General features: G+C 55.2%; 11 protein-coding genes. 3 read left to right on the top strand and 8 right to left on the bottom strand.

The genetic code is table 11. From position 1 onward, the window contains the following. The first annotated feature begins 480 nt into the window (after positions 1 to 480). Positions 481 to 4,935 (top strand): PIN domain-containing protein, encoded by a 4,455-nt coding sequence (locus AC1DKH_RS01135; protein ID WP_477797150.1) that lies wholly within the window; start codon positions 481 to 483, stop codon positions 4,933 to 4,935. 95 nt (positions 4,936 to 5,030) lie between these two features. Here the strand turns inward: AC1DKH_RS01135 and AC1DKH_RS01130 are convergent, their stop codons facing one another. From AC1DKH_RS01130 to AC1DKH_RS01120, 3 genes are all read right to left on the bottom strand, one after another. Beyond that, positions 5,031 to 6,746 (bottom strand): RNA-directed DNA polymerase, encoded by a 1,716-nt coding sequence (locus AC1DKH_RS01130; RefSeq protein ID WP_477797149.1) that lies wholly within the window; start codon positions 6,744 to 6,746, stop codon positions 5,031 to 5,033. A gap of 90 nt (positions 6,747 to 6,836) precedes the next feature. Beyond that, positions 6,837 to 7,370, bottom strand: coding sequence for a hypothetical protein (locus tag AC1DKH_RS01125; RefSeq protein ID WP_477797148.1), 534 nt, complete (start codon positions 7,368 to 7,370; stop codon positions 6,837 to 6,839). A 141-nt stretch (positions 7,371 to 7,511) separates the two neighbouring features. Next, entirely contained in the window at positions 7,512 to 8,486 is a 975-nt protein-coding gene (locus AC1DKH_RS01120) for a phospholipase D family protein (protein WP_477797147.1), read from the bottom strand. Positions 8,487 to 8,651: 165 nt separating this feature from the next. Between AC1DKH_RS01120 and AC1DKH_RS01115 the strand changes: the two genes are divergently transcribed. Continuing rightward, positions 8,652 to 12,731: an NACHT domain-containing protein gene (locus tag AC1DKH_RS01115; protein ID WP_477797146.1), complete on the top strand. Its 4,080-nt coding sequence runs from the start codon at positions 8,652 to 8,654 to the stop codon at positions 12,729 to 12,731. 93 nt (positions 12,732 to 12,824) lie between these two features. After that, positions 12,825 to 13,625, top strand: coding sequence for an HNH endonuclease (locus AC1DKH_RS01110; RefSeq protein ID WP_477797145.1), 801 nt, complete (start codon positions 12,825 to 12,827; stop codon positions 13,623 to 13,625). A gap of 19 nt (positions 13,626 to 13,644) precedes the next feature. Here AC1DKH_RS01110 and AC1DKH_RS01105 read toward each other — a convergent pair whose 3' ends face one another. The 5 genes from AC1DKH_RS01105 to AC1DKH_RS01085 all read right to left on the bottom strand — a co-directional run bounded on the left by AC1DKH_RS01105 (position 13,645) and on the right by AC1DKH_RS01085 (position 22,114). Next, positions 13,645 to 15,090 (bottom strand): hypothetical protein, encoded by a 1,446-nt coding sequence (locus AC1DKH_RS01105; protein WP_477797144.1) that lies wholly within the window; start codon positions 15,088 to 15,090, stop codon positions 13,645 to 13,647. 194 nt (positions 15,091 to 15,284) lie between these two features. Then, a complete protein-coding gene (locus AC1DKH_RS01100; RefSeq protein ID WP_477797143.1) occupies positions 15,285 to 16,481 on the bottom strand; it encodes a DUF3322 domain-containing protein in 1,197 nt (398 codons plus the stop codon). Continuing rightward, entirely contained in the window at positions 16,481 to 19,870 is a 3,390-nt protein-coding gene (locus AC1DKH_RS01095; RefSeq protein ID WP_477797142.1) for an ATP-binding protein, read from the bottom strand. Before AC1DKH_RS01095 ends, AC1DKH_RS01100 begins: the two co-directional genes overlap by 1 nt. Next, the gene (locus tag AC1DKH_RS01090) at positions 19,863 to 20,660 is read right to left on the bottom strand and encodes a DUF4194 domain-containing protein (protein WP_477797141.1); all 798 of its coding nucleotides are present in this window, start codon (positions 20,658 to 20,660) and stop codon (positions 19,863 to 19,865) included. Before AC1DKH_RS01090 ends, AC1DKH_RS01095 begins: the two co-directional genes overlap by 8 nt. Further along, positions 20,657 to 22,114 carry a DUF3375 domain-containing protein gene (locus tag AC1DKH_RS01085; RefSeq protein WP_477797140.1) on the bottom strand — a complete coding sequence of 486 codons (1,458 nt, stop codon included), beginning with the start codon at positions 22,112 to 22,114 and terminating at the stop codon, positions 20,657 to 20,659. Before AC1DKH_RS01085 ends, AC1DKH_RS01090 begins: the two co-directional genes overlap by 4 nt. Between the last annotated feature and the right edge of the window lie 124 nt (positions 22,115 to 22,238).

The following is a 22,238-nucleotide window of genomic DNA, read 5'->3' as shown; positions in this document are numbered from 1 at the left end:
GTGACAACAGAACATCAACGGGCGTTACAGCAAGCGACAGCGCTAGCCTCAGCACTTATTGGATGAAGGATGAATTCAGTTTTCTCCTCGCGGGAATAGCGCAGTGAGACAGCAACTCTCCATAATTGAGAGGTGATCATTACGGGTCAAAACCCGTGCGAAGGCTTTCAGTGAGGAGATACCGTATTGCAGGGATTACCGGCATAGGTCTGTGCGTGCCTCTACGGGGATGGCTGTCGTGAACCGAGCCTGGCGGAGCCAGGTCTCGGCCCTGCCGGGCTCCCATTCTCACGCCTGCGCGCTCCGCTTGCCTGTTTATGTTTTTTGGTGGTCATAGCATGGTACATCTCGACGATGTTGGCGCTCGATACGCCCCCCCGCTCCAGGCCTCACGCTATGTAATTTATTGCTAAGTCAACGCTACGCATGGCGCTGAATGATCGATAAGATAGGGCCCTACATCAGTTGTGCGAGCCAGGTATGGCAAGGCCTCCAAAGGCAAAGGGACAGAAAGCTCCCACCCCTAAACCCCAGCAGAAGAAGGTCGCAAGTCCTATTTCAACGGGTGGGCGCGGTGGTGCATTCGAGCAACGCGTGCAGGCGGTGCGGCTCCTCGCTATGTGCTTGGGCATCCCCTGTGCTGGGTTGCGCGAAGGTTTTGTCATCGTAGGGTTGCTGTTCCAAGGTCGAGGATTTGACCACAACACTGACGACCTGGTTGTCCATGCTGCGTCGCTGAGCGCCGGGCAGAAAGCAACCATCAGAATGCAGATGAAGCGGTCGCTCAAGGCGACTGCCAACGATGTTTTTACCGAAGCTGTAGGGCTTGCGTGGCTGGATTTCATCAAGCCAACGTTCCAACGTGGACTGGACGAGAATCTTATCGTGTACCACGTGTCCAGCTCGTCATCCATGGAAGGTGCCGTGGAGGTGGTCAGGCTGGCCTTGGCGTCTCTTTCGCATGAATCTTGGTACATCCGTGTGCATTCAGAGGGGCTGAGTAACGCTCGGAACCGGACTGCTTACGCCGCCATTAAGGCTGCAGCTGAGCAATATAATGAGGCGGCGGTTAGCGACGAAGACCTGCGCCAGTTCGCACTGCACCTGAAGTTCGTGCCCCACGACCTGGACTCGGATCGCACCCAGGAAGCCGGATACCAAAAGCAATTCATTGCACAGGCATTGCCAAGCCGAGACAGCGGCGCAGTGTGGTCGCAGTTGTTATCTTTATGTGCCGAGCTCAATGGTACGGCCGGAGAAATCGATCTATCTTCCGCGTCAGTCCATCTGGGAGAGCTCGCCCGGGAATTTCATACGGCCAAGCTGATACGTGAGAGTGTACGCGCCTACCAAATGGGCACCATTCCCGTCAGCCAAGAGCGCGCGTCAGAGCTCACCCCGCTGGCGGAATACCTCGCTCCCCTCCTCTCCATTGTCCGCGCTGCCGGCAGCACACTGCTAACTGATGACCTGCCCATCGAAAGCCAAGGGTCGGAAACCACGTTCGCAACGCGCCAACTCGACCGCATCAGCACGCTGCACAACGACCGACGATATAAGGATGCCTTGACTCAGCTAGAGCTCCTCGAAGCGGAGTTGGACACGTTTGATGTTCACCAGAAGGCCCGTTGGCATTTCCTTCGCGGGATGTGCTTCTGGCATCTTGGGGATGATGAGACCGCTTCGGCAGATCTTGAGACAGCCGCAAACCTCTACACCGATGATGACCGCATTGCTGCCGGTAATGTCCGGGCTCAAATGCTTAAAAATGATGTACAAGCTGCTCTTCAGGTTGGCCAGGCGGCGCAGGCACGATTTCCAGGTTCGTATTCGGTATGGATCGCTTTCACCAACGCAAGAGTTCTCAATAGAGAACGGCTGACCGAAGAAGAGATACCCGAAGCCTTTCGCGACAAGTCCGGCGCTTGGCAGATGTTAGCCAGTTCCAGGGCCGGCGCTGGAGACGATCGTGGTGCCGTCAACGCTATCAAGACAGCTATGGAGAAGCCGGACAGTTCCATTTTCATCGTCGAAAACTATCTGCGTTTTGCCCTGCGACAGGCTACGGACAACCCGTTTCACGTGAACACGCGATCTCAGCCCCTGGATCGACGTGAGCTCATCATGGATGCCATGTCCAAGTTTGATGATCGTGAGGGTGCGCTGTGGGCCGAGCAAAGTCCCAGGACAAAGACTGACATCGTTTTTCACCTCGCCTATGGCTATTTGCTTTTGGGGCAGCCGGCTGGGGCGCTGGGCATGATCGAGCAAGGAAGACAGCGCGCCGTTCCAGAGCATGAGACATCGGCCCGTGTGGAGCTCGAGGCCCTTTGTGATTCGAATCTTGAAGGTGAGGCTGTCGATCGCTTCTCCGGTCGAATTGATCAGCTTGCGGATGACACACTGGTTATATTTGGCCAGGCGTGCCTGGTTGCGGGTAGGGAGCCAATGCTTGAGGCTGCCTACGGGATTCAGGTACAGCGGCCTGTCACGGATGAGTCAGCCAAAGTGCTTCGGATACTCCGCCACATGCACTGGGAGTTGTTGCTGCGCCAGCAACGTAATGATGCAGTTCAGCAGCAGCTTTCCCAGCTTGGTGTCACTCCCCAGAACAGCAATATTACCGATGGGGTTTTCGCTGCCCGGGCGTTTATCGGTAACGATGCAGTGCGCCAAGCATTCGAGAATCGTGTAGCCGAACTCGCACCGCAGAGCAGCGATTTGCTCGAACTGTCCATGGCATCGCAGTGGATGCTCCATGCCCGTCGTTACGAGGACGCTATCGCGATGCTAGAGCGTGTGCTTCCTCACGACGTGTTCACTCCTCTGCATGTTGATCTTCTTTACTCCTACGCCCTGACTGATCAGCGTGCGAAGGTTCGAGATCTGCTGGAGTCGCTTCCTGGTGAATGGCGACTGTCCGAAGATGCGCGAAATGTGGCTTTGAACGTTTACGGTAACGCCGGTGATTGGCCGAAGATGCGTGAAATCGCAGAGATGGTCGTTTCTGAGAGCCCCCTCGATGCCAGTGCCTGGCTGTTACTGATCCAGGTTCTAGCCAATGTAAACCCTGAGGAGATGGACGCGTGCATTGGCGAGCTTCCCCCCTTTCTGGAAGGCTCCGCCCAGGATCAGCTGAAACTTGCTAACGCAGAGATCAGCCGGGGGATGCCTGATCGTGGCATTAGCCGTATCTACCGAACCATGCGAGTTAGCTCGGGTAATCTTGAGGCTGCGGCCGGTCACATCTCGCTCATGATCATGGCATCCGGCACGGTTGATACTTTCCTCACCAACCCACTCGAGGTTGCTTGCGGCACGTCAGTCGAACTCGAAGACAGGAACGGCGGCAGTGGTTACGTTTCAATTGATTTCGACATTGACCCACCGCTCTCGCCGACCGCGGAGTTTATCCCTGCGGACTCACTGCAAGCTGTTGCGCTGATGGGCCTAAAAGTAGGCGAAACAACGTCGATCCGCAGCCTAATCGGAGAGCAGACACTCAAGGTCAAGCAGATAGAGACCATTCACCGGCGCCTGCTCGACCTTTCATATGGGCAGGTCTCAAGCTCAGTCGTTCCGAGCAAAAGCTTAGTCGCCATGACCATCCCCACGCGCGAGGATGGCGAGCTGGATATCTCGTTCTTCGTCGAGCAAGTAGAACGAAAGAAAGCCCAGGGCCTGAACACAATTGGGCTCTACGGCCAGCACATGGCCACGCTTGGGCTAATCGCCAGGATGCTCGGTGTGGATGTGATTGATCTCGTGAGGGGCTGGCCCGAAGAGGGGCCACTGCTGGAGGTCTCCATGGGCGTAGGACAGACCCACGACGAGTTCCCAGTTAACGCTGAATACGATCACTCTTGGGTGGTAGATCTCTCAATGCTGGTGGAGCTTGCGACTCTTGGAATGCTCGATGTACTGGAGCACATCCCCAGGCTATATGTAGCTGCTGCCACCAAGCAGGCGCTCGAAACGAAGATCGAGTCGTCGTCGCGATTTTACAAGGGAGGGACGCTCTTCTCACACGATGGGCAACTGGGAATGCAGGAGCAAACAGAAGAAAATTGGCATCGGGAGCGTGCTTTTCTCGACTCAATCTGTGCCGCTATTGATGAGTATTGTGAGGTGGTACCGGCATATGGCCCACCCTCACTGCCGGCACAGAGGCATTCGCTCAAAGACATTCTGGGTGACGGAGAGTATGCAACCCTACTTGTTTGCCTGGAATACGGTGGTGGCCTACTGTCGTTAGACGCCCGCCTCCGCGCTATGGCAGGGTTCCTGGAGATCAAAGGAGCATCTCCTCAAATGCTACTGACGAATGAGCTGACATCAGAGCGTTTGGCGCGTGTTGAGTACTCTCGCTCAATTGTTCAAATGGTGATGAGCAGGCGCACCTTTGTCTCGATCCAGGCTGCAGATCTTGTCGCCATGATGGATCAGGGTGAGACGTTTGCAAACATAGGGATCAACCGGTTGCGCAGTTACCTGGCCGAGCCGAACCTCACATTCCATACCGCCGTGCCCGTCATAGCTGATTTTGTCTGCCTGATGTTCTTACAGGTACGCTGCAACCTAGGTGTAATGCTGCAGCTGATCGAGTATTGCTTTGAACCGATGTTCCGGCATCCAAGCTGTCCTGACGATTTCCATCGGTTGGCGTACACCCGGATCCTGCTCACGTTAGCTGGTGTGGAAATCAATTCTGGGGCCCGTGAAGCCATAAGGCAGAGACTACATGTTGCGATGCAGCGCGCAGAGCGACCTAGCAAGCCAGTAACTCTGGAAGCGAAGGTTTCCTACGCTTATGCAGTCCCTTTCTGGGCGGTCGTGGTGCCCTCAATACTGGCTTCAATTCAGCTAGAAGCCCAAAATCCTGCACCAGCATCGGCTGAGAGCGGTCATACCGAGGAAAGCAGGAAAGTCGATTAGCTTTCGAATAGGCGAGCATGTACAAGCCGGGCATTGCATGGACTAGACCAACATTAGCCACGGAATCAAGTTCACAACTTCCGTCTATGCAAGCCTCACCAATCATCTGGTGCTTCAGGATCTACAGCTAGATTTCCTTTACCGGCTACTGCCGCGCCCTGCTCCTCACCTTCCTCATCAGTATCCGTTACAGCCGAATCGAAGTATTCCTCGTCCATACTGTCAAACTCGAAATCACTGTCGATCTCGTCATCCGAGTCGAAATCAATAGCCTCCGCTGCTTCGAGCTTGACTTGGAATATAGCTGGCAGCCTGGCTTCCCGATCATAAAAGCTAACGTCTGCGTTTAGCAGTGCTGCGAAGCAGGGGTCGGCTTCTATGAAAGCGATATCTGGATTTCCGAGCCACAGCCGGCGACCTCCTTCGTAAGCCAGTAACCAGTTGTTCCCTTTGAGTGCCTGATCTGTGAGCGGTAGACCCGCTAAAGCCGCAAGATCTACCTCACCGTCGACTAAATCTGAATGAATGAGATCCAGAGCGATGAGCGAACATATGGAGCTCTCCATCTGAAGCACCTGAAGGATCAAAGAGGCGTCGAGATGGATGCTGAGCTCTTTGCACAGCCAAAGGAGCCAAGCAGTCTCACTGTGGTGATTCGCGGCGGCAGCCGACTCCAACAGATTTCGGCTGAAAGCGCCCAGCGCTTTAATATTCAATGGATAACCATAGCGATGGTAGGTCGCGAGGATTTGGGTGATCACCTGCAACGTGTTGGGAAATCCATACCCACATTTGAGAAAGTACGCTTCGGCGATCGCCCAGTTGGACTTCTTGACGATGGATGAGGACAGCTGCTTCAGGCCATATTTGACTAGGCTCTCGTCCTTGAACCTTGATTCAAGCGAGAACAGCATCTCGAAATAGTGGTGAATATCGTCTTTCTGCTGACGCTTTCTCGCTGAGACGGTCAGTTTCTTGAGGCTGTATTTCCAGGATTCCTGGACGAGCTCTCGCACTTCGACGATCTTCGTCTTGGAGGCGTTGATCTGGAGCTCGTAAGCACTGACGCATTTGATGATGATTGCCAGCGCCCTCTCAGCTTCCTCACGTTTGTTGAAGAAGAAAGTGAAGTCGTCGACGTAGCGAAACCCCTTCGGCCACTCACCCAATTCTGCGCAGATGGCCTCATCAATCGAGACCCCGATGATTTCCGCGATGATGTGGGAGGTGTCGGGGCCAATAGGCAAGCCAATGGTTTGTCCATCCTGTGTCCCCATGCAACGGCCATCTAGGATATTGCCAAAAAATTCAGGAGTTTTTCTGGTCTTGTTCGCCTTGGCAACCGGCTTGGTGTGCAGTGCCCACGGGATGGTGTGCGTGTAGACAGTGGGGAAATAGCTCGATATGTCCGTGATCAGCGCGTAACGGGCCCCGGCAGATTGGCACACGCGCTCCTCATACAAGTCGCTGAACTTCGTCAGCTCAATCGCTCTGAGACTACCGTGGGTGCCGGGTATGCTGCGAGAGATTTCGCTTTTATCGTAATGCGCCTGGATCTGAGGCCAGTACTCACAGATCTCCTTAGCCAAGGCATAGAAACTGACAGGATTAGGGATTGAGGTTGTGCGCCTGCTGTAAGAGGATCTTGCGACCGAGAATTTCTCAGACTGAGAAGCGCCGGCCTGTTTCCCCGGCACTCCGTCCCATACAGCCTTGATCTGCTCAATGCTGTCGGCGAGTCGCTTCGTGCCGAATCCCACCGGTAGCTGAATTGGGAAATATCCTTTAGCAAGCAGATCCTGCAGCTGCATAACGCTCCTTCGCTCTGTATTTGAGGCTGATGATTTATTCGTGGCGTAGGCGGCACACTGCCACCGCAGTACCGTGCCGCCAAAGCCTGATTAAGCGTATTGAGGTCTGACGAGATGTGAGGGTGTTGCAGTCAGTACAATGGACAAGCAGTACGTAGCTGTTCTGAGATTCTCAACTTGATCATTGAGTGTGTCGAGTGACTTGAGCCCATGGAAGAGGTTGTTTCGCAACCTGTAGATAATGATGAGCGTTGCGAGCAGCACATCATGCGGTTCATCGTTCTGCCCGAGCAGAACACTTTCTACCAACACCCTGCGATCTCTGGCACGAAACTCCAGCCTGTCGAATCTGGGCAGCATGCCCTCTTCATTCGTATAGCGAGACCGCCAGAAGGCCAGGCAACCGCAAACACCCTGATGCTGCTCGGCACTCGGCCCATAACGTTCCGCAACACGTTCGAAGGCCGGGATATTCGCCTCATTGCGGCACAGATTACCCTCGAAGAAATTCCACATCGTAGTGAAGTCAGCGATGGAATGCTGAGTTTCAGGGGTAAGGCGCGAGCCGCCCGCGGTGTTATCGGAGAACCACTGTGCGGCGTTGAACTCGGCGGGAACAGCCATGGATGAATTCCTTTTAAAATCGAACGTGAAATTCGAGTGGTCTCGTAAATCCATCACACGAGGAACTATCGTACGCGCCCAATGGCCTGTCGATTGCGCCACTGCCAAGAGAGCAATGCTTGGGTCTTCAGATGCAGCAAGCTACTCGATGTTGTGCTTGCTGACCACTTCGCCGGCCCAATAGTGATACGCATCATTGCCATCTCCCCTGCTCTGTGCAGCAAGCTTGTTCAGGAACTCCCACACCCGATCGCTGAGGCCTGAGGCAACGGAGCGATCAAGGAACACTTTCGGATCAGCCACCTGAATGGTTCCTTTTGGGGTTCTAAGTCGCGCCAACGGCTCTGCACCGCTTTGTGCCCAAAGGACATTCGCCGCTTGGCCCGCAGCTTTTCGGTTTGGCCCGGTGGATTGAGGGTCACTAGGCCGACGAGCAGGAATACCCATCAATTCATCGTATAGCGCTTGGAACGAGAGGGATGCCATTATCATCATGTCGGGTTCGAACGAGAACTCCAAGCGCTGGGCAAACAGCTGCAGTTCATGTAACCGATGCGTTGTCGCAGCTACCCTTTCGCCATTTATCTTGAGGTCTGCCAGTGGGCCCGATTTGCGGTACGGGCTTTCTGAGAGCGCTTCATTTTCCCAGCGGGCTGCCGCCTCGGCGATGTCGGTATCTTCAACAGGGCTGGCCATTTCCCAGAGAGCCTCAAACCAAGTCCAGGCTTTCTTGGCTGCCATATTGCTGGGTTCGAGGAAGACACCGGCTTCCCGCCATTCGCCCATGGACGTCGTAATCCCAAGGGCTGCCTCTGAAAAATTGGATGACCCCACGAACGAACCTTGATCAGACACCACCACCTTGGCGTGCAAGGAATCAAGATAGCGGACGCTCACGTTGGCATTCGACCTTATTTTATCGATCACATGGGGGTTCGTGCCTGGGTGGCCCAAGTTGCAAATGATCCTGCCGCAACCATGGCTGGGAATCAGGGTTTCGGCGCCTTTTCCCCAGAATGCGACTGCAATCCCGTAATTGTCCTCAGCGTCGCGGATCAAACGTTTGATCGTGTCCAAAATCTCATTGGTGTCTGAAAGGAAGGTCGTGCGTTCCATCTACTCAATCCCTTGTTGAACATTTGCTGGTCAGAACTCTAGGTCATTAGCCTGCTATGCGTTGCTCACGTCTGTCCACTCTGCGTGCTTGAAAACCCGTTATGATCACGCCTGATTTCCAGATCTCCGAGTCCTATCGTCGCGCCAGCAGGGAGCTGTTCGATCATGCCATCCGCCCACTACTTTCCTCGCAAACTGCACCTCCAACTGAGCGATGGAGAAGATCGGCTGCGGACTGTAGATGAAGACGAACTGCTTGCGGTTGAGGGCGCGAAAGTCATTCTCGGTGAGCCTGGGATGGGCAAGAGTCAGCTGATTGAAGAGTTGGGCCGCCGTTTGGACGTCAAGGTGATTTCAGCGCGCAGGTTCATGGCCAGCGGCAACCCGAGTCGCTTCGTCATCCCCGGAAAACCACTGATGATCGATGGCTTGGACGAGGCAGCAGCCGCTCGGGATGGCTATGCCGTCGATCTCGTATTTGGCAAGCTGGAAGACGCTGGAAATCCGGACTTCATCATTTGCTGCCGATCGAGGGAATGGCTGTCACGCAGCGAAGTGGCCCTTAAAAAGATCTACGGCGCTGAGCCAAGCATCCTCGTCCTTGACCCATTCTCGCGCTGGGAAGCCCACCAGTTTCTTCGTCAGCGGTATCCGCAGCTGGATGTGGATCATGTCCTGGAACACCTCGCTGATCAGGGGGTTACCGAGCTCTATCAGAACCCACTCACCCTCGATCTCATGGGACAGGTAGCCAGTGCTGATGCAGCTCTTCCGTCTACCCGGGCCGGCTTGTTCGAGCGCGTCTGCACCCTCCTCTGGCCAGAGCATGACAGTGATCGAGCCCATGAGGCCCTCGGTCAGCTGTCGGTGGCACAGGCTCTTTCGGCTGCCGGTGCGGTCAGTGCTGGATTGATCCTGGCCGGGGCAGATGCGATCAGTCTTGCCAATCCTGGCCAAGTGATGGAGGGCGATATTCGGCTTGCCGAATTGATTGATCTGCCAGAGGCCGGAGCGGCACGAGCCATATTCTCGTCCAAGTTGTTTGTGAACGTTGGGCCTGGTCGCGCGAAGCCCGTCCACCGGGTGCTGGCTGAGTATCTCGGAGCACGATGGTTGGCCGATCGAGCCAGGACGGCGCGTGTTCAAAAACGGCTGCTTGCCCAATTTCAGCTGGGTGACAGCGTACCGGCGAGCCTACGTGGCCTTCACGCCTGGTTAGCCTTTCATAGCGCGTCCATGGCAGACGCCATCATTGAGGCAGATCCTTATGGTGTCCTTCGCTACGGTGAAACGTCGCAGTTTACTGCTGAGCAAGCACATAGTCTTCTCGACGCCCTGGATCTGCTGTCATCCCGCGACCCATTTTTCAGATCTCGCGATGGCGGCAGTCATCGCGCCGCAGGGTTGATGCATGAGGAACTCAAGAGCAGGATTGAGCGAATCATTGGCGCCCCGGATGGTAATGCGCACCTTCGCTCGCTGCTAATCGAGGGGCTTGTCGACATCCCTCTAGCACGAGAGCTTCAACCCGTTCTGGAACAGGTCGTTTTCTCGCCCAGTTACTACTATCGGGATCGAGAAAACGCTGCGCGCGCGATGATGAGCTGGCGTGATCGAGTCTGGTGGTGCAAGGCGATTGAGCTGCTCCAAGCTTCATGCACGCAAGCCGCGTTTACCTTGGCACAGTTCATTATCGAGGAAATTGACTGCGATGTTCCTGACGCAATCCTGGTCGGAAACATCTTGGCGTGCTCAGGGCTTTTGGTTTGCCCAGCGACTCAAGCTGACCAGCAGCTTAGTATCGCCCTCGACCGCCCCAAAATCATCTCGACGCTGGACACAACCAGGCTTGTAGGTGTGTTGAATCTACTGACCGAGCACGTTGTAGGCGCGGAGGTTAGTGAGGGTGTGAACCCCGGGCCTGTCGTTGATTTCATTGCGTTGCTCATAGCCCGCGCCATTACTGAGAAAATTGTCCAACCGCATGACGCCGCATTGGTGTGGAGCTGGCTTGCCACGCGAGGGCTGCGAGAGCAATACGGCACTGAAGAGCAGAAAGTGCTAAGTGAGATGCTTGATGAGCATCAGGCGCTGCGTCGAGCTGTTCAGCAGCACGTGCTCTTCGATGTCGAAGCGCGGAGATCGGTCTGGGAACAGCATTGCGATCTTGACGAATGTTTACTGGGCCTTCGAGAGCATGAGGACGATCTGGTTTGGTTTCTTGAGCAGCATGCAACCCAGGACACTGACGACCCGAAAGCTCGCGATGCCTGGCGAGACTTGATGCTTGTGCCAGTAAGGAGGCCTGCGTTCAGCGACAAAGTGAGGGCTGCCAGTCGCCTCTATCAGCGCAATGACGCAGATCTGGAAACCTACATCTACAACCTGGAACACCCGCCAAAGCCGGACTACCAAGTCAGACGGGAGGAAAAAGACGCGCGGCAGGCCGCAGAATTCGAAGCGCAGTATGGGCGTGAACGTGAGGACTACCTCCAGAATCATTTCTCCCTTCTGAGCGGAGAGCTTAGGGAAATACTGCCTGCGGCAAGATTTTACCTTGGACACGGCTACGTCCACGGCAAGGCCTTCGCCGGCGAAACGGCGCTTGTTCAATGGCTGGGCCCAGACCTTGCTGAGGACGCACTGCATGGGTTCGAGGCGGTTCTCCATCGCGATAATCTGCCGTCACTCGCTGACGTTGCGCAAAGCGTTGCAAAGAGTTCTATCTGGAATTATTGCTACCCGATCCTGGCTGGCTTGCTGGTCAGGTTGAGAGCCGAACGCGACTTCACCGCCATCCCTGAGCCTGTCATCCAAGTGGGGCTGGCTGTGTGCTTGCACAACCAGCTTAACCTGACTGTCGATGACCTCGGCTCGCTGCGCCGTCAGCTTGAGCTGCGTGTGTTTGGTGCTGAGGATGAGGGATGCGAGTCATCAAGTGATCCCCGTCGGAGAGCGTTTATCAGCGCCTGCCTTGAGCCCAGTGTCGCCGCAGGCAAGGCCCACATTTCTGCGTTGCACATTCTGTTCTCGGAACTCCCCTGGCGTGCAAGTGCAATAGAGTTGGCTGCCAAGTGGCTGTCAGAGCATACGAGCATGGCAGAAACCGTGGAGGCCACCCTCCTCTACCACCTCATTGACTCAGACCATGTGGACGAACTCGTTGCTATCTCCAGAACACTTGCAGTGGGCGAATTCGGAAGCGAGACCCGGATGCTCAGATGGAAAGCGGTTGATTTTCTGATCCGCTTCCAAGAGGTGAAGCATGAGCTGGTCGGTGTCAGCGCTTCACATCCGCAATTGCTAGAGGCAATTATGAGATGCTTGCCTAAAAAATGCCCGGGGCTTAGCGGGGTATTCGACACTGCCAGCGCGAAGTGGGTTGTTCAGCATTTTCGATGTGCTTGGCCTCGCCACACCATGCCGAGGTCGAGCGATGGCAGCCAAGGCCCTTATGAAGCTTCGGCGTTCATCTTGTCGATGATCGGTCTGCTCGCCAATGACACGCGCGCGCCGGCGATCGAAGCCCTGCGAGACCTCGTCACGCAGCCCGCGGACAGTTACACCCTGGATCTACTACACATGGCTGCAGAGCAACGTCAGAAGCTAGTAGAAGAAAATTTCGAGCCCCTGCAGCCAGAAGCTTTGATGGCGTTGCTCGCCGATGGCCCGCCTAGCAATATCGGTGATCTTCGAGCGCTCGTCTTGCACGAACTTTCGGTGATCCAGCAAAGGCTGTCGGGCGACGATCTCGATCTGGTCAGCATGTTCTGGAATGACTCAGGGTTCCCCTACATCGAGAACACATGTCGTGATCGGCTAGGAATGATACTGAGTGCCGAAATGCGCCATTACGGGGTTCAGATGTTGACTGAGGTGGACATGCCGAAGTCGAAACGTGCTGACTTCGCATTCATCTGTGGTGACCTGCAGCTTCCCATGGAGGTTAAGGGTCAATGGCATGACGAGGTCTGGGAAGGAGCCCAAACCCAGTTGGAGGAAAGGTATCTGATCGACTGGCGCTCCCAAGGCTGTGGGATTTACTGCGTCCTGTGGTTTGGGTTCCTGGCATCCAGATCAGGAAGAAGACTGCAAGCTCCCCCGATGAACATCCCCACGCCGGCTACTGCTGAAGCCATGCGCGCGGCGCTGATTGAGTCCCTGCGTGAGGCAGTCAAACCACGAATTGACATTGTGGTCATTGATTTCGAAGCAGGAAAACCAGTGCCTGCGCCGCGGGTGTGAAAGCCCGTTAGTTAGAGATGCTGGCCTTCATATCCGGGTTCATGCCGGTACAAAGGTCTGACCCACCACCCCTCAGAGAAAGGATTTCTAACATTGATAAATCAAGCCCAACGTGCTTTTGATGCCTGGAATGTGTTGGTCGATTGCGCAAAAAATCGTCGCTCTATCTCCTACGGCATGCTGGCCGGCGCAATAGGCATACACCACCGCCCGATCCGGTTTGTGCTCGGGTTGATTCAGGAGCATTGCTTGGCCCAGAAGCTCCTGCCCTTGACGATTCTAGTGACTGACAGGAAAGGGGTAATTGGCTCAGGATTTTCCGCATACGATCTCAGCCAATCCGAGGAAGGTCGGGACGCAGTGTATGGATTTCCATGGCAGACGATTGAGAACCCATTTTCTTTCGCCGCTGATGGGAGCCGATACGAAAGCCTGATAGTGAACCTTTCGAATGATCCGAGCACCTCAGGCGATGTGATGCGTTTAGTGAAATCCAGGGGCATGGCTCAGGTCATGTTTAGAGACGCGTTGCTGCGGTGCTACGAGTTTAGCTGCGCATTCACTGAGACGAGCTTCGTGGAAGCCTTGGAGGCATGCCACATCGTTCCCTGGGCGATTTGCGCACCAGAAGAGCGTTTGGATGTACGAAACGGGATCCTGCTCAACAGCCTTCACCACTCACTCTTCGACAAAGACTGGATCACTATCGATTTACAGCATCGCATTCATTTTTCCGATCCGGAGATGGAGGCGGAACCTTATAGCGTTTTCGACAAACAGATCTCGGTCGCGCTGCATGGTAAGAAAATGCGCTTGCCAAGAAATCATAACCTGGCGCCAGGTGCTGAGTTTATACAGAAGCACCACAGCGATCGGGGATGGGAATTGCCTTAGGAGGCCGACGGCATCGCTGTCAGGTGGACGGAGCTATAGGCTGCTTGATAAGTGCTATTTGTGCCGCTTCATAGAAACAGACATTCGCCCGGTCGGTGGAGTACTGAAACTCCCATGGTCTGGTGTCACAGACCGTAGGGAAGTTTTTTTCAACCTGCGTTTCACAGGCACCGCTGAATGGGCAAGGTGTGTCTCTTAGCTGGGCAGTGGGAACGATCGAGTCGGTGGTGAAGTGCTGCTGAACGTAATGGATTGCAGACTGCAGGATGCTGAATGCCTGAAGCGTTTCATCGGGTTGGTCTGCAACACTGCCCGGCAGCCCTATCCATGATATGACATTTGCAGACCAATTTTTTTCCTGACAGACCTGCCGCTCTAACATGCGAAGTGAACGCTGGAGAAAGCCTCCTGCGTCCATCTTGGACTTAATGAATGCGGCCTCCATCAGGGGATATTCCTGGCGTTTCACGAGCGCAGTTCTAATGAGTTGACAGTAAACGCTGGCACCCGTGGACAGCACTTCCGACCCAGAAAGGATAGAGGCTATCGTAGCTAACTGGCTTTCAATGACGTGATCTGAGTAATTCTTGAAGTGGTTGAGCAATTGATTTGTATAGTCTCCAAACCCTTCATTTGAGCCTTCCTCTGCCTCCGTGCGAATCACTTCGCAAACTCGAATTAGCCCTTCGGATGGCGAATGACTCAGCAGGGCCAACGTACCGATGACTATTCTATCCTCCGCTGAGCTTTGATGACCTGTCAGAAAATCTACTAAAAGGCGGAAAATCAAGTAGGGATAGCTAGGTGTCTGATCATCCAAAATTTCTTCAGGTATGCCGGCAAGCCTTCTTGTCTCACGCTCGATCTCGTAGGCTACACCTTCAGTGATAAAATCAAGCCCAGGCTGTATCTCAAGTTCAAGAGAGTGTCCAGAAGAAAACATCGCCGTAGCCTTGAAGCTAAATACCGTGATCTGAGCTAACGTTTCGGACGAGTGAATTATTTGGCGAGCTACCGAAGTGGGTGGCTCAAACTTCCATGACAATACGTTCGACCAAGAATGATTATTGGGTATACCTCGCGTTATCCCCCTCATTGCATTCATGACTTGGAAAGCAGAGGCAACATCATCATCTACCCCAGTCGCGCTCGATGCTTGGATTCGAGCGTTGCTATCCGCATTTTTGATGAAAGGGAGCAGGAGCCAGAAGCTACTCAACAGAGACATGACACCTGCGATCGTGGAGAGGTTGTGCAGGTAATGGGTGTACTCATGAGCATGTAAAGCGACAGCTCCGGGCAAGGGCTCCCCGACTTCGGGTTCAAGATTGCCATCGGAACTAATGCGGGTAAACAAAGCGTTGACTCTATAGGTGCCAAGCGTTCCCGCCCTGAGTGCTTCCTGCAGATGATATTTGGACACCGATGCCTCTTGCATGGCCTCATCAGAGCTCTGAGAATTCAACTGTTATCTCTCCTTTCGACCCGTAGTTGATGAATGGTGCCGCGAGTAAACCGCTAGCCTATCGCCGTGCACCCTAGCCACCAAGAGTTTGGCCCGCGCAGGCCCAGTTCACCAAATAACCATGCCCACAGCCCCATTTGATCCGCTCCATGAGCCAGGGATGACCCAGGCGTGTCCCAGTTAAGAGACGACTATTACGATTTCGTGGTGCAGCCATTCGCCCAGCGGTATAGCTTGGACAAAACATAATCCTGGGCAAGGTACTCTTGTTCCAAACGGATAATGCTTTGCGCAGATTTGATAAGCGACTCAAACAACAGGCGCTCCTCCGACAGTAAACCTACTGCAGGAAGGTTCGTTGAGCGCGGCTCCTCCACGGAAAAATCCATGTGCGCCATTAAGGTCTCGTGATCCATCATCAAGGCCGTAATCCCTGGCAGTGCCTGCCGGGCGTGAGCAAGGATAGTCAGCCCCCAGCTGTCGATGTCTCCCCAATACGCTACATCCCGCTCGGCGAGCCATGGAGCCATACGCCATTGGGTATTCCGCCCACCGCCAAAGATGGCGACCGTGTCTGGAAGTTCGGGCAAGGCGTAGCCGGGCTTGGTGTTCTCCACGACCAACACCCTGCGACCAGGTAATGGTCGCGCCAAAAACTCTTCGAGGGGAGTCTGTAATACTGAGAAGCCACCCATTTGCTGCCTAAGTTCTGGACACAAGGGTCGAATATAGAGCCAGTTGCTCGGGGTTTGCAGGCAGCCGATCCACGCCTCCAGCCCACCGGCTTCACACAGTGCCCCATTGTGGATGACATCAAGCAAGGTGGTCAGCAGAGGTGTGTGCGTTTCCAGAAATTTGGTATCAATCCCTTGTACAGGCACCCCCCGCAGGTAACACCCATCCCCCATACCCTGACGCAACTGTGGCAGCACCTTCGCCATCTGCTGGGCAGCACGATGACTCATTTGCTCGACTACAAGAATCTGGCGAATGAGGATGTCATACAGATTTCGATCCACTGCCAGAAGGGGTTCCATGAGTGCCGCCCAGATCTGAGAACGCTGGACGGCTGCCGGCCCGATGGCTTCAATCAACTCTTTAACATTCGAAAGATCAAGCCGCTCCGGTACCTCGACATCTCCCACCACTCGATACCTGCGGGTTACCCACTTAACCTGACTTGGCTTGCTCCATTGCCGCCAGGCATTGACCCAGTTGTGGAAGTGGTCAATGTCCATCAATGCATCGCCAGCCGCTGGTGGCTTAAGCGGCAAGCTGATCGGAAAGCGCCGCGTGCCCTGCAGGCGCCCCCGTAGATTGGTTGCGTTATTCCACTCAAGGCGCTCGACCTCGCGCATGACCTCGGTTGGCATACGCCCCCAACTGCGCATTAGCGTTGCTCCATCTGAATGCCCAGGCCTTCAGCGACCCCGGCCAATTGAGTTTGCTTGGCTTCCCGGCGATCAGCGCTTTGCTGGTCGAGTTGATCCCAAGTGATCTGGCTCAGGCGACTTTCATGGCCATCGATCTTACGCTCGGCGATGATCAGAGAGCGGGCTGAATCACGAGCCAGGTTCAGGTTCTTGTAGGGTGTAATCAAGTTGACGTGAATTTTAAGCTCACGGAACACCCGCAGCACGCGGCGACTCACCTTATCGGCAGTGTTGGAAAAGGCTTCATCCAGGAAAACGGTGCAGTACATCGGGTGCGGAGCACCATCCGGGGTCAACACATAGGCCAAGCTTGCGGCCACGATGATGCCGGCAAACGACTCCTTCTCCCCACCGGACTTGCCTGAAGATGAGCGAAGCACATCACGCACGGCGCCGGTTTCCTTCACGATTTCGTTGGCATAGAACGTCATGCGGTAGCGCGAATCCAGGAGGCGTTGACTTTCCAGGTTAATGGCGGTGGCTGAATTGGTAGCCTTTTCTAGCTTGCTGATCAGACTGCAAAGCTCTAGGAACCGAGCCTCGTGATCAACGCTTGAGGCATGTTTAAGCACCGAGCCCAACAGGGCTGTGAATTCTTTGACATGCGCGTAGTGCTCATCCTCATGTTTCAGCAGCAGAAACGTGCCGTGGTTGAACTCAGTACGCTCCAGCACTTCGTTGATGGTGGCGATACGATCTTGAATGTCCTCACGCTCGTCATCAATGGCCCGTTGCATGCGGCCCAGGGACTGGGTGGTATTGTTGTTTAACCGCTGCTGGAAGCGTTCAACCAGATCCGGCAGGCCCTCGTTATTAAGCTTGTCGAGGTAGTCGATGTAATCCTGGCGACCCTCGATAGTCGTCAACCAGTCATTGGCAACCAACGGCCACTTTGTCTTGAAGCTGTTGATGATCGCGATCATGCGACCGTTGTAGTGATTCGCTCGTTTGCCAATCGAGTTCAATGCATCATCCAGGAACTCTCGCTGGGTTTTCTCCAGTTGATGGAGTTTATCCAGATGTTCCAGGGTAAGAATGCCAACACGCAGGGCCAGTGAGCTGCGCACCGTATCTAACAAGCCTGCACTGGCAGCCTGGGCTGCAACTTGACGACTTTTGTTGGCCTGCCGGATCTCCAACTCGAGCCCACCTACCTCTCTGGCATTTTGGTTTTGCGCAGTGCGGATTTCCTGGAGCTCTTTTTTAGCCTGTTCAAGCAGCGCTTTGGCCTTACTCAGATCGCTGTCTGGAGCATTGAGGGCCGCAAGGTCGTTCTTGAGGGTGTCCAGGTGTTGCTTGGCCAAAGTAACGTCGATTTGATCCCACAGGGTTTGAGCTACACGCTTCCAGATGGCCTCAGAGGCCACTAAGTTGTCCATTTCCTGACGTTTCACAGCTTCATCGGATCGGGCGGAATCGAGGCCATCCCGCAGGCGCTCTCCCTCTTCCTGCAGTGCTGCCAGCCGGCTGAGGTTGTTGAATCCGAGGTACCAGTTCTTTTTATCGTCGACGCGTGTCCCGTCCTTCTTCTCAAAACGCCCCTTCTCCATTTGTACCAGGCCCTCGCGGGTCATGGAGTAAGGGGTATCATTGAGCACTTCTGCGGAATACACACAGTGCAGGTCGAAACGAGCCAGATGGCGCTTTAGCCAGTCACGATACGGGTGTTCTTTCCATTCCAGTTTGCGCAGGAATCCGTCGCCGAGGAACTCCGGGTTACGCTCGGTTTTGCTGACAACCTGGACGCGAACATGCAGGCCGGTGTGCCGGCTGTTTACCCAGCCCGTAACCATGCGGAACTTGTCTTCGGGCACCAGCAACGTTGTCCGGTGGCCCCCAAGCGCCCGCTCAATAGCCCCGCGCCACGGCGCTTCGGTACTGCGCACATCGAGCAGCTCACCGATGAATACGACGCCATCCTTGTTGAGTTGCAGGCTCTCAACCATCTCGTCCCGCAGGCGCTGAAAGGCGGCGTCAATGTTGGAGTTGGGCCGCTTCTCGATTTCACTGATCTGGGCCTGCAGGCTCTTTATCTGTTGGGTAATGCCTGAGAGAACGCCACGCGACTCGCCGAAAGCATTTTTCGCGTCGTCAATCTGAGCGGGTAAATCAACCAGGACAGCTTTGGCCGAAGCGATGTTGTCCCGCACGGCGCCCGCCGTAAGCGTTTCAGCAAGCGCAAGATCACGAGTGTCCTTCTGATAGTCATGGGCCTTATTGGTCGTGGTCTGGTAGCCCTTCTCCGCATCCTCAACCTCACGCCGCAGGCTATCAAGGCGATCACCGCCCTGCTGCTGGTAGGCGTGTAAAAGTGAGGTTACACGCTCCTCAGTCTGCGACACCGACTCAGCCAAACGCTTACCGTCCGACGTCAGGTCATCCAGCGAGCGATCCAGATCTTCACAGCGCAGTTCCCAGAGTCGGTTGCCCTGCTCACCGAAGAATGCAGTCAACCCAGCGGCCTCTGAATTGACCTGCCCTTGCTCCTCCAAAGAACTCTCATAGTTCCGGTTATGGTCTGGCAGGATGCTCAGCACCTCCTTTTGCTGCTTGGCTGTATCCAGCTCATTGTGGACGGCGATCAGATCGTCGAATTCCTTGACAACCCCAGTAGCCAGATCGCGAACTTTGCTGGGCTCCAGCACCAGTTCACGGATCAGCGCTGTCAGGTCATCAATCTTCTTCAGACCCAATGCACGCTGCAGCAGCGCCGGCGCATTGGAGTTTTCCATGCGTAGCAGCCGGGTGAAATACTCTTGGTAGGCAGAAAAACTGTTGTCAAAGTGCTTAAGCATTGGGTCGTCATCGACATACTGCTTGAGCTGGCGCACGTTGTTGGAACCAAACTGCTGCAGGAGCACTTCCAGACTGACATTCCGCTTACCCACCAGGTAGAAACGTTTGAGGTCAGTCATGGAGGCGCCGGCCTGGCGAATCCAGAACATGGACACCAGCGTGATCTCGGAGCCGTCGTCGGCTCGGTACAGGGCACGCAACGCGGTCATGGTGGCGCCATCGCGCTTCATCAGGTTGAGGGTTTGGGAACCGTCGTGGGCTGTCCCGTAATTGCCGCGAATATAGGACATCAGGTTGCGATCTGAACGATCACCTTGCGAGGCTGCGATGTTGAATGACGTTTGCCCAGGTCGGTTGAGCAGCGCCATGTGCGCATCGATGAGCGTCGACTTACCCGCACCGTTATCACCGGTGATCAGGGTGCCTTCAGGGTCGATCACTGCCGTGTGCAACCCGTGGAAGGAACCCCAGTTGTAAACCGAGATCTCCGCCAGGCGGATCTGTCCTGTAGAGAATAGATCGCCGAAGCTGGTATTGGTCATGTCAGACATCGTCTTCTACCTCTTGTTGATCCATCACACTCCCCTGGTCGGCCAGCTGCTGGTACTCGCTTAGGAGGGTATTCAGGAAGTCGGCATTGACCACGTACCGAATGACCGGGGTGATTTCCAATCGGTCACCGTCGCCGCGCACATTCGCCAGCAGGCGCTTTTCGCGCAGCTTGGCTATAGAGCCATTGAGGGTCTTGCGCTCAAGAGCGCTGCTGTTGGTCAGCTTCAAGAAAGGGGTCATGAGTTCGGCGATGGTGTCGACATCGATCATCACCTTGTTCTCACCAATGACTTCCCGCTCTTGGTAGTACTTGCGCAACACCAGCAGCACCAAGGTGTCGTAAAGCGGCATGGTGCGTTTTCCAACCAGGCTTGAGCCATCCTCGTCTGTCAGATCCTCGAACTCGGATTCACTCAAGTCCTGCTCGAGCAGGATAGCAATGCCTGCTTTCTGGTCTAGCGTCATACACAGCAACATGTTGGCCAGATGAGCGGCGATGAGTGCTTGGTGCTGGCACAGCGCTTCAAAAGCCAGGCGTTTCTTTTCCGCCCGCACAACACCCGTGTTCAACAGCAGCCTCAGGGCCCGGCGAGCCTCCGCTGGCATGATGCCGTGGACAACCTCTGATTCAGGTTGGACGGCCACTTCGTCAAGTTCGCCGGGCTCCTCCTGCTCCGCCAGTCCATCTTCCGGGTGTTCTGTAGCGGCCAGGGCCGGGACTGCCACCTGGCGGTAAGTGTCGAAGAGCGACGGCGCCAAAGCATCGTTGTTTGGGGCTTCACGGTTCATAGGGGGAGGCTCTCTAAATTCTCCGGGAACTGGTCGGCGCTCAGGAGTAGCACCGGAATTTTGGCACGTATGGTCTGGCCTTGTCGGTCAGCGACCACCAGATGCTCGACACCCTCGAGGGAAACCGCTTCAATTGCTTTGGCGATGCGGACAAGGGCGACCAACTCCTCAAGCCCGCCCTGAATAGGGCGCAACTCGGCGATCTGAGCCAGACTCATCGGCCCTTGGCTTTTGAGCAGGTCGCGCATGGCTTCGGCCACCTCCTGAATCTTCACAGCCTCCAGACACTCAAGAATGGTGTCACTCACAGTGGTCTGGTTACTTTGCGGAACCACCTTGCTGGTATCCAGGCTGGCTTGCGGTTGCATCAGTCGAATGCTCGATGGCGAGCTAACCGAGAATGGCCCGCTGGCTACATGTACCTTCAGTGAGGTGCGTGGGCCAATGTCTTGATCCTTAAAGGTGACGGCCAGTTTTTCCAGTTGGCGCAACACCTGCTCGACTGCCCTGCGTTCGCTCTGAGCACCAGCCTCGACAAACGCCCTGAGGCTTTCCTGGGTGCGGCGACGTACCGAAATTACCCGCTGACTTTCGCGACTCAGCTCACGCACCAGATGTGTGAGAAAACGGATTTCTTGTGCATTCAGGTGGGATCTGGCAATCGGACGATCCAAAATCGACCGGATTTGCTCGCGGAATTCTACGCTCCGGTTCTCGTCGCAGAGGAGTCTGAAGAAGCCGTCAAACGCCTGACCAGCGTCTGTCTGCAGAAGTGCCTCTTCATTATCCAGAAGGTTCTGGATGACCAGGCCACGACCGCCTTCCGATTCGATCATCTGAACACGGATGCTCTGGTCAAGTTGACGGATGTCATCCTCAACCCGGCGAAAATCACCGGTTAGCCCGGAGGCCATCTGGTAGACACCGCGTACTCGCTCACGCTGTTCGGCACTGGATAGCTCGGGCACGATGCCTGCTTCCAGCCGCAAGACTTCTTCATTCAGTTCTGCCAAACGTTCACGCAGTACGAGCAAACGCTCTTCAGCACTCGGGTTGAGAGCGACTGCTAGGTCTCGTACAGCGTCTTGGACTCGGCGTAGGTGGGTGGCAGATGTCGTGGTATCCCTGCTCTCAAGACCCTCGACAAATCGCAGTGCCTGATGAAAGGCGTCAGTACGGGTCAGGTGGTCATCATGCTCACGCATCCAGCCGGCATGGATCCAGTTGCGCAGGTGCGAGTTGGCGTTGTCTTGCATGCCATACGCTTCCTGCCAGGTCGGCAACTCCGCCTCAAGGGCGGCTTTTGCCCGTGCGAACAACACCTCCTGTTCGTCAACAAACAGGCTGTCGATGAACGCCAGGATGATCGGTGCCGAATCTGCACGCAGCAAGCGCCAGGCGGACTGTTCACTATGCAAACGACGATAACGCGCTTGCTTCTCGTACAAACTCATCGCACCTCTCTAGTCGGCAGTCTTGCAGCGAGTTTTACAGGATTGATTTGAGTCGCATTTCACGGTTGGGCAGCCTACGCCATAGATCAGCCAACAAGGTGCAACATTTCAGGGATTGAACCAC

It is taken from the genome of Pseudomonas sp. 05L36 (genome assembly GCF_056398125.1).
Note: the sequence above shows the minus strand (reverse complement) of the source record. Positions and strands in the feature narration are given on the sequence as shown.

Excerpts from the sequence above, each read along its gene's own strand:
- AC1DKH_RS01085 (WP_477797140.1), bottom strand. The coding sequence starts at position 22,114 with ATGAGTTTGTACGAGAAGCAAGCGCGTTATCGTCGTTTGCATAGTGAA.
- AC1DKH_RS01095 (WP_477797142.1), bottom strand. The coding sequence starts at position 19,870 with ATGTCTGACATGACCAATACCAGCTTCGGCGATCTATTCTCTACAGGA.
- AC1DKH_RS01125 (WP_477797148.1), bottom strand. The coding sequence starts at position 7,370 with ATGGCTGTTCCCGCCGAGTTCAACGCCGCACAGTGGTTCTCCGATAAC.
- AC1DKH_RS01100 (WP_477797143.1), bottom strand. The coding sequence starts at position 16,481 with ATGCGCAGTTGGGGGCGTATGCCAACCGAGGTCATGCGCGAGGTCGAG.
- AC1DKH_RS01115 (WP_477797146.1), top strand. The coding sequence starts at position 8,652 with ATGCCATCCGCCCACTACTTTCCTCGCAAACTGCACCTCCAACTGAGC.
- AC1DKH_RS01130 (WP_477797149.1), bottom strand. The coding sequence starts at position 6,746 with ATGCAGCTGCAGGATCTGCTTGCTAAAGGATATTTCCCAATTCAGCTA.
- AC1DKH_RS01135 (WP_477797150.1), top strand. The coding sequence starts at position 481 with ATGGCAAGGCCTCCAAAGGCAAAGGGACAGAAAGCTCCCACCCCTAAA.
- AC1DKH_RS01090 (WP_477797141.1), bottom strand. The coding sequence starts at position 20,660 with ATGAACCGTGAAGCCCCAAACAACGATGCTTTGGCGCCGTCGCTCTTC.
- AC1DKH_RS01120 (WP_477797147.1), bottom strand. The coding sequence starts at position 8,486 with ATGGAACGCACGACCTTCCTTTCAGACACCAATGAGATTTTGGACACG.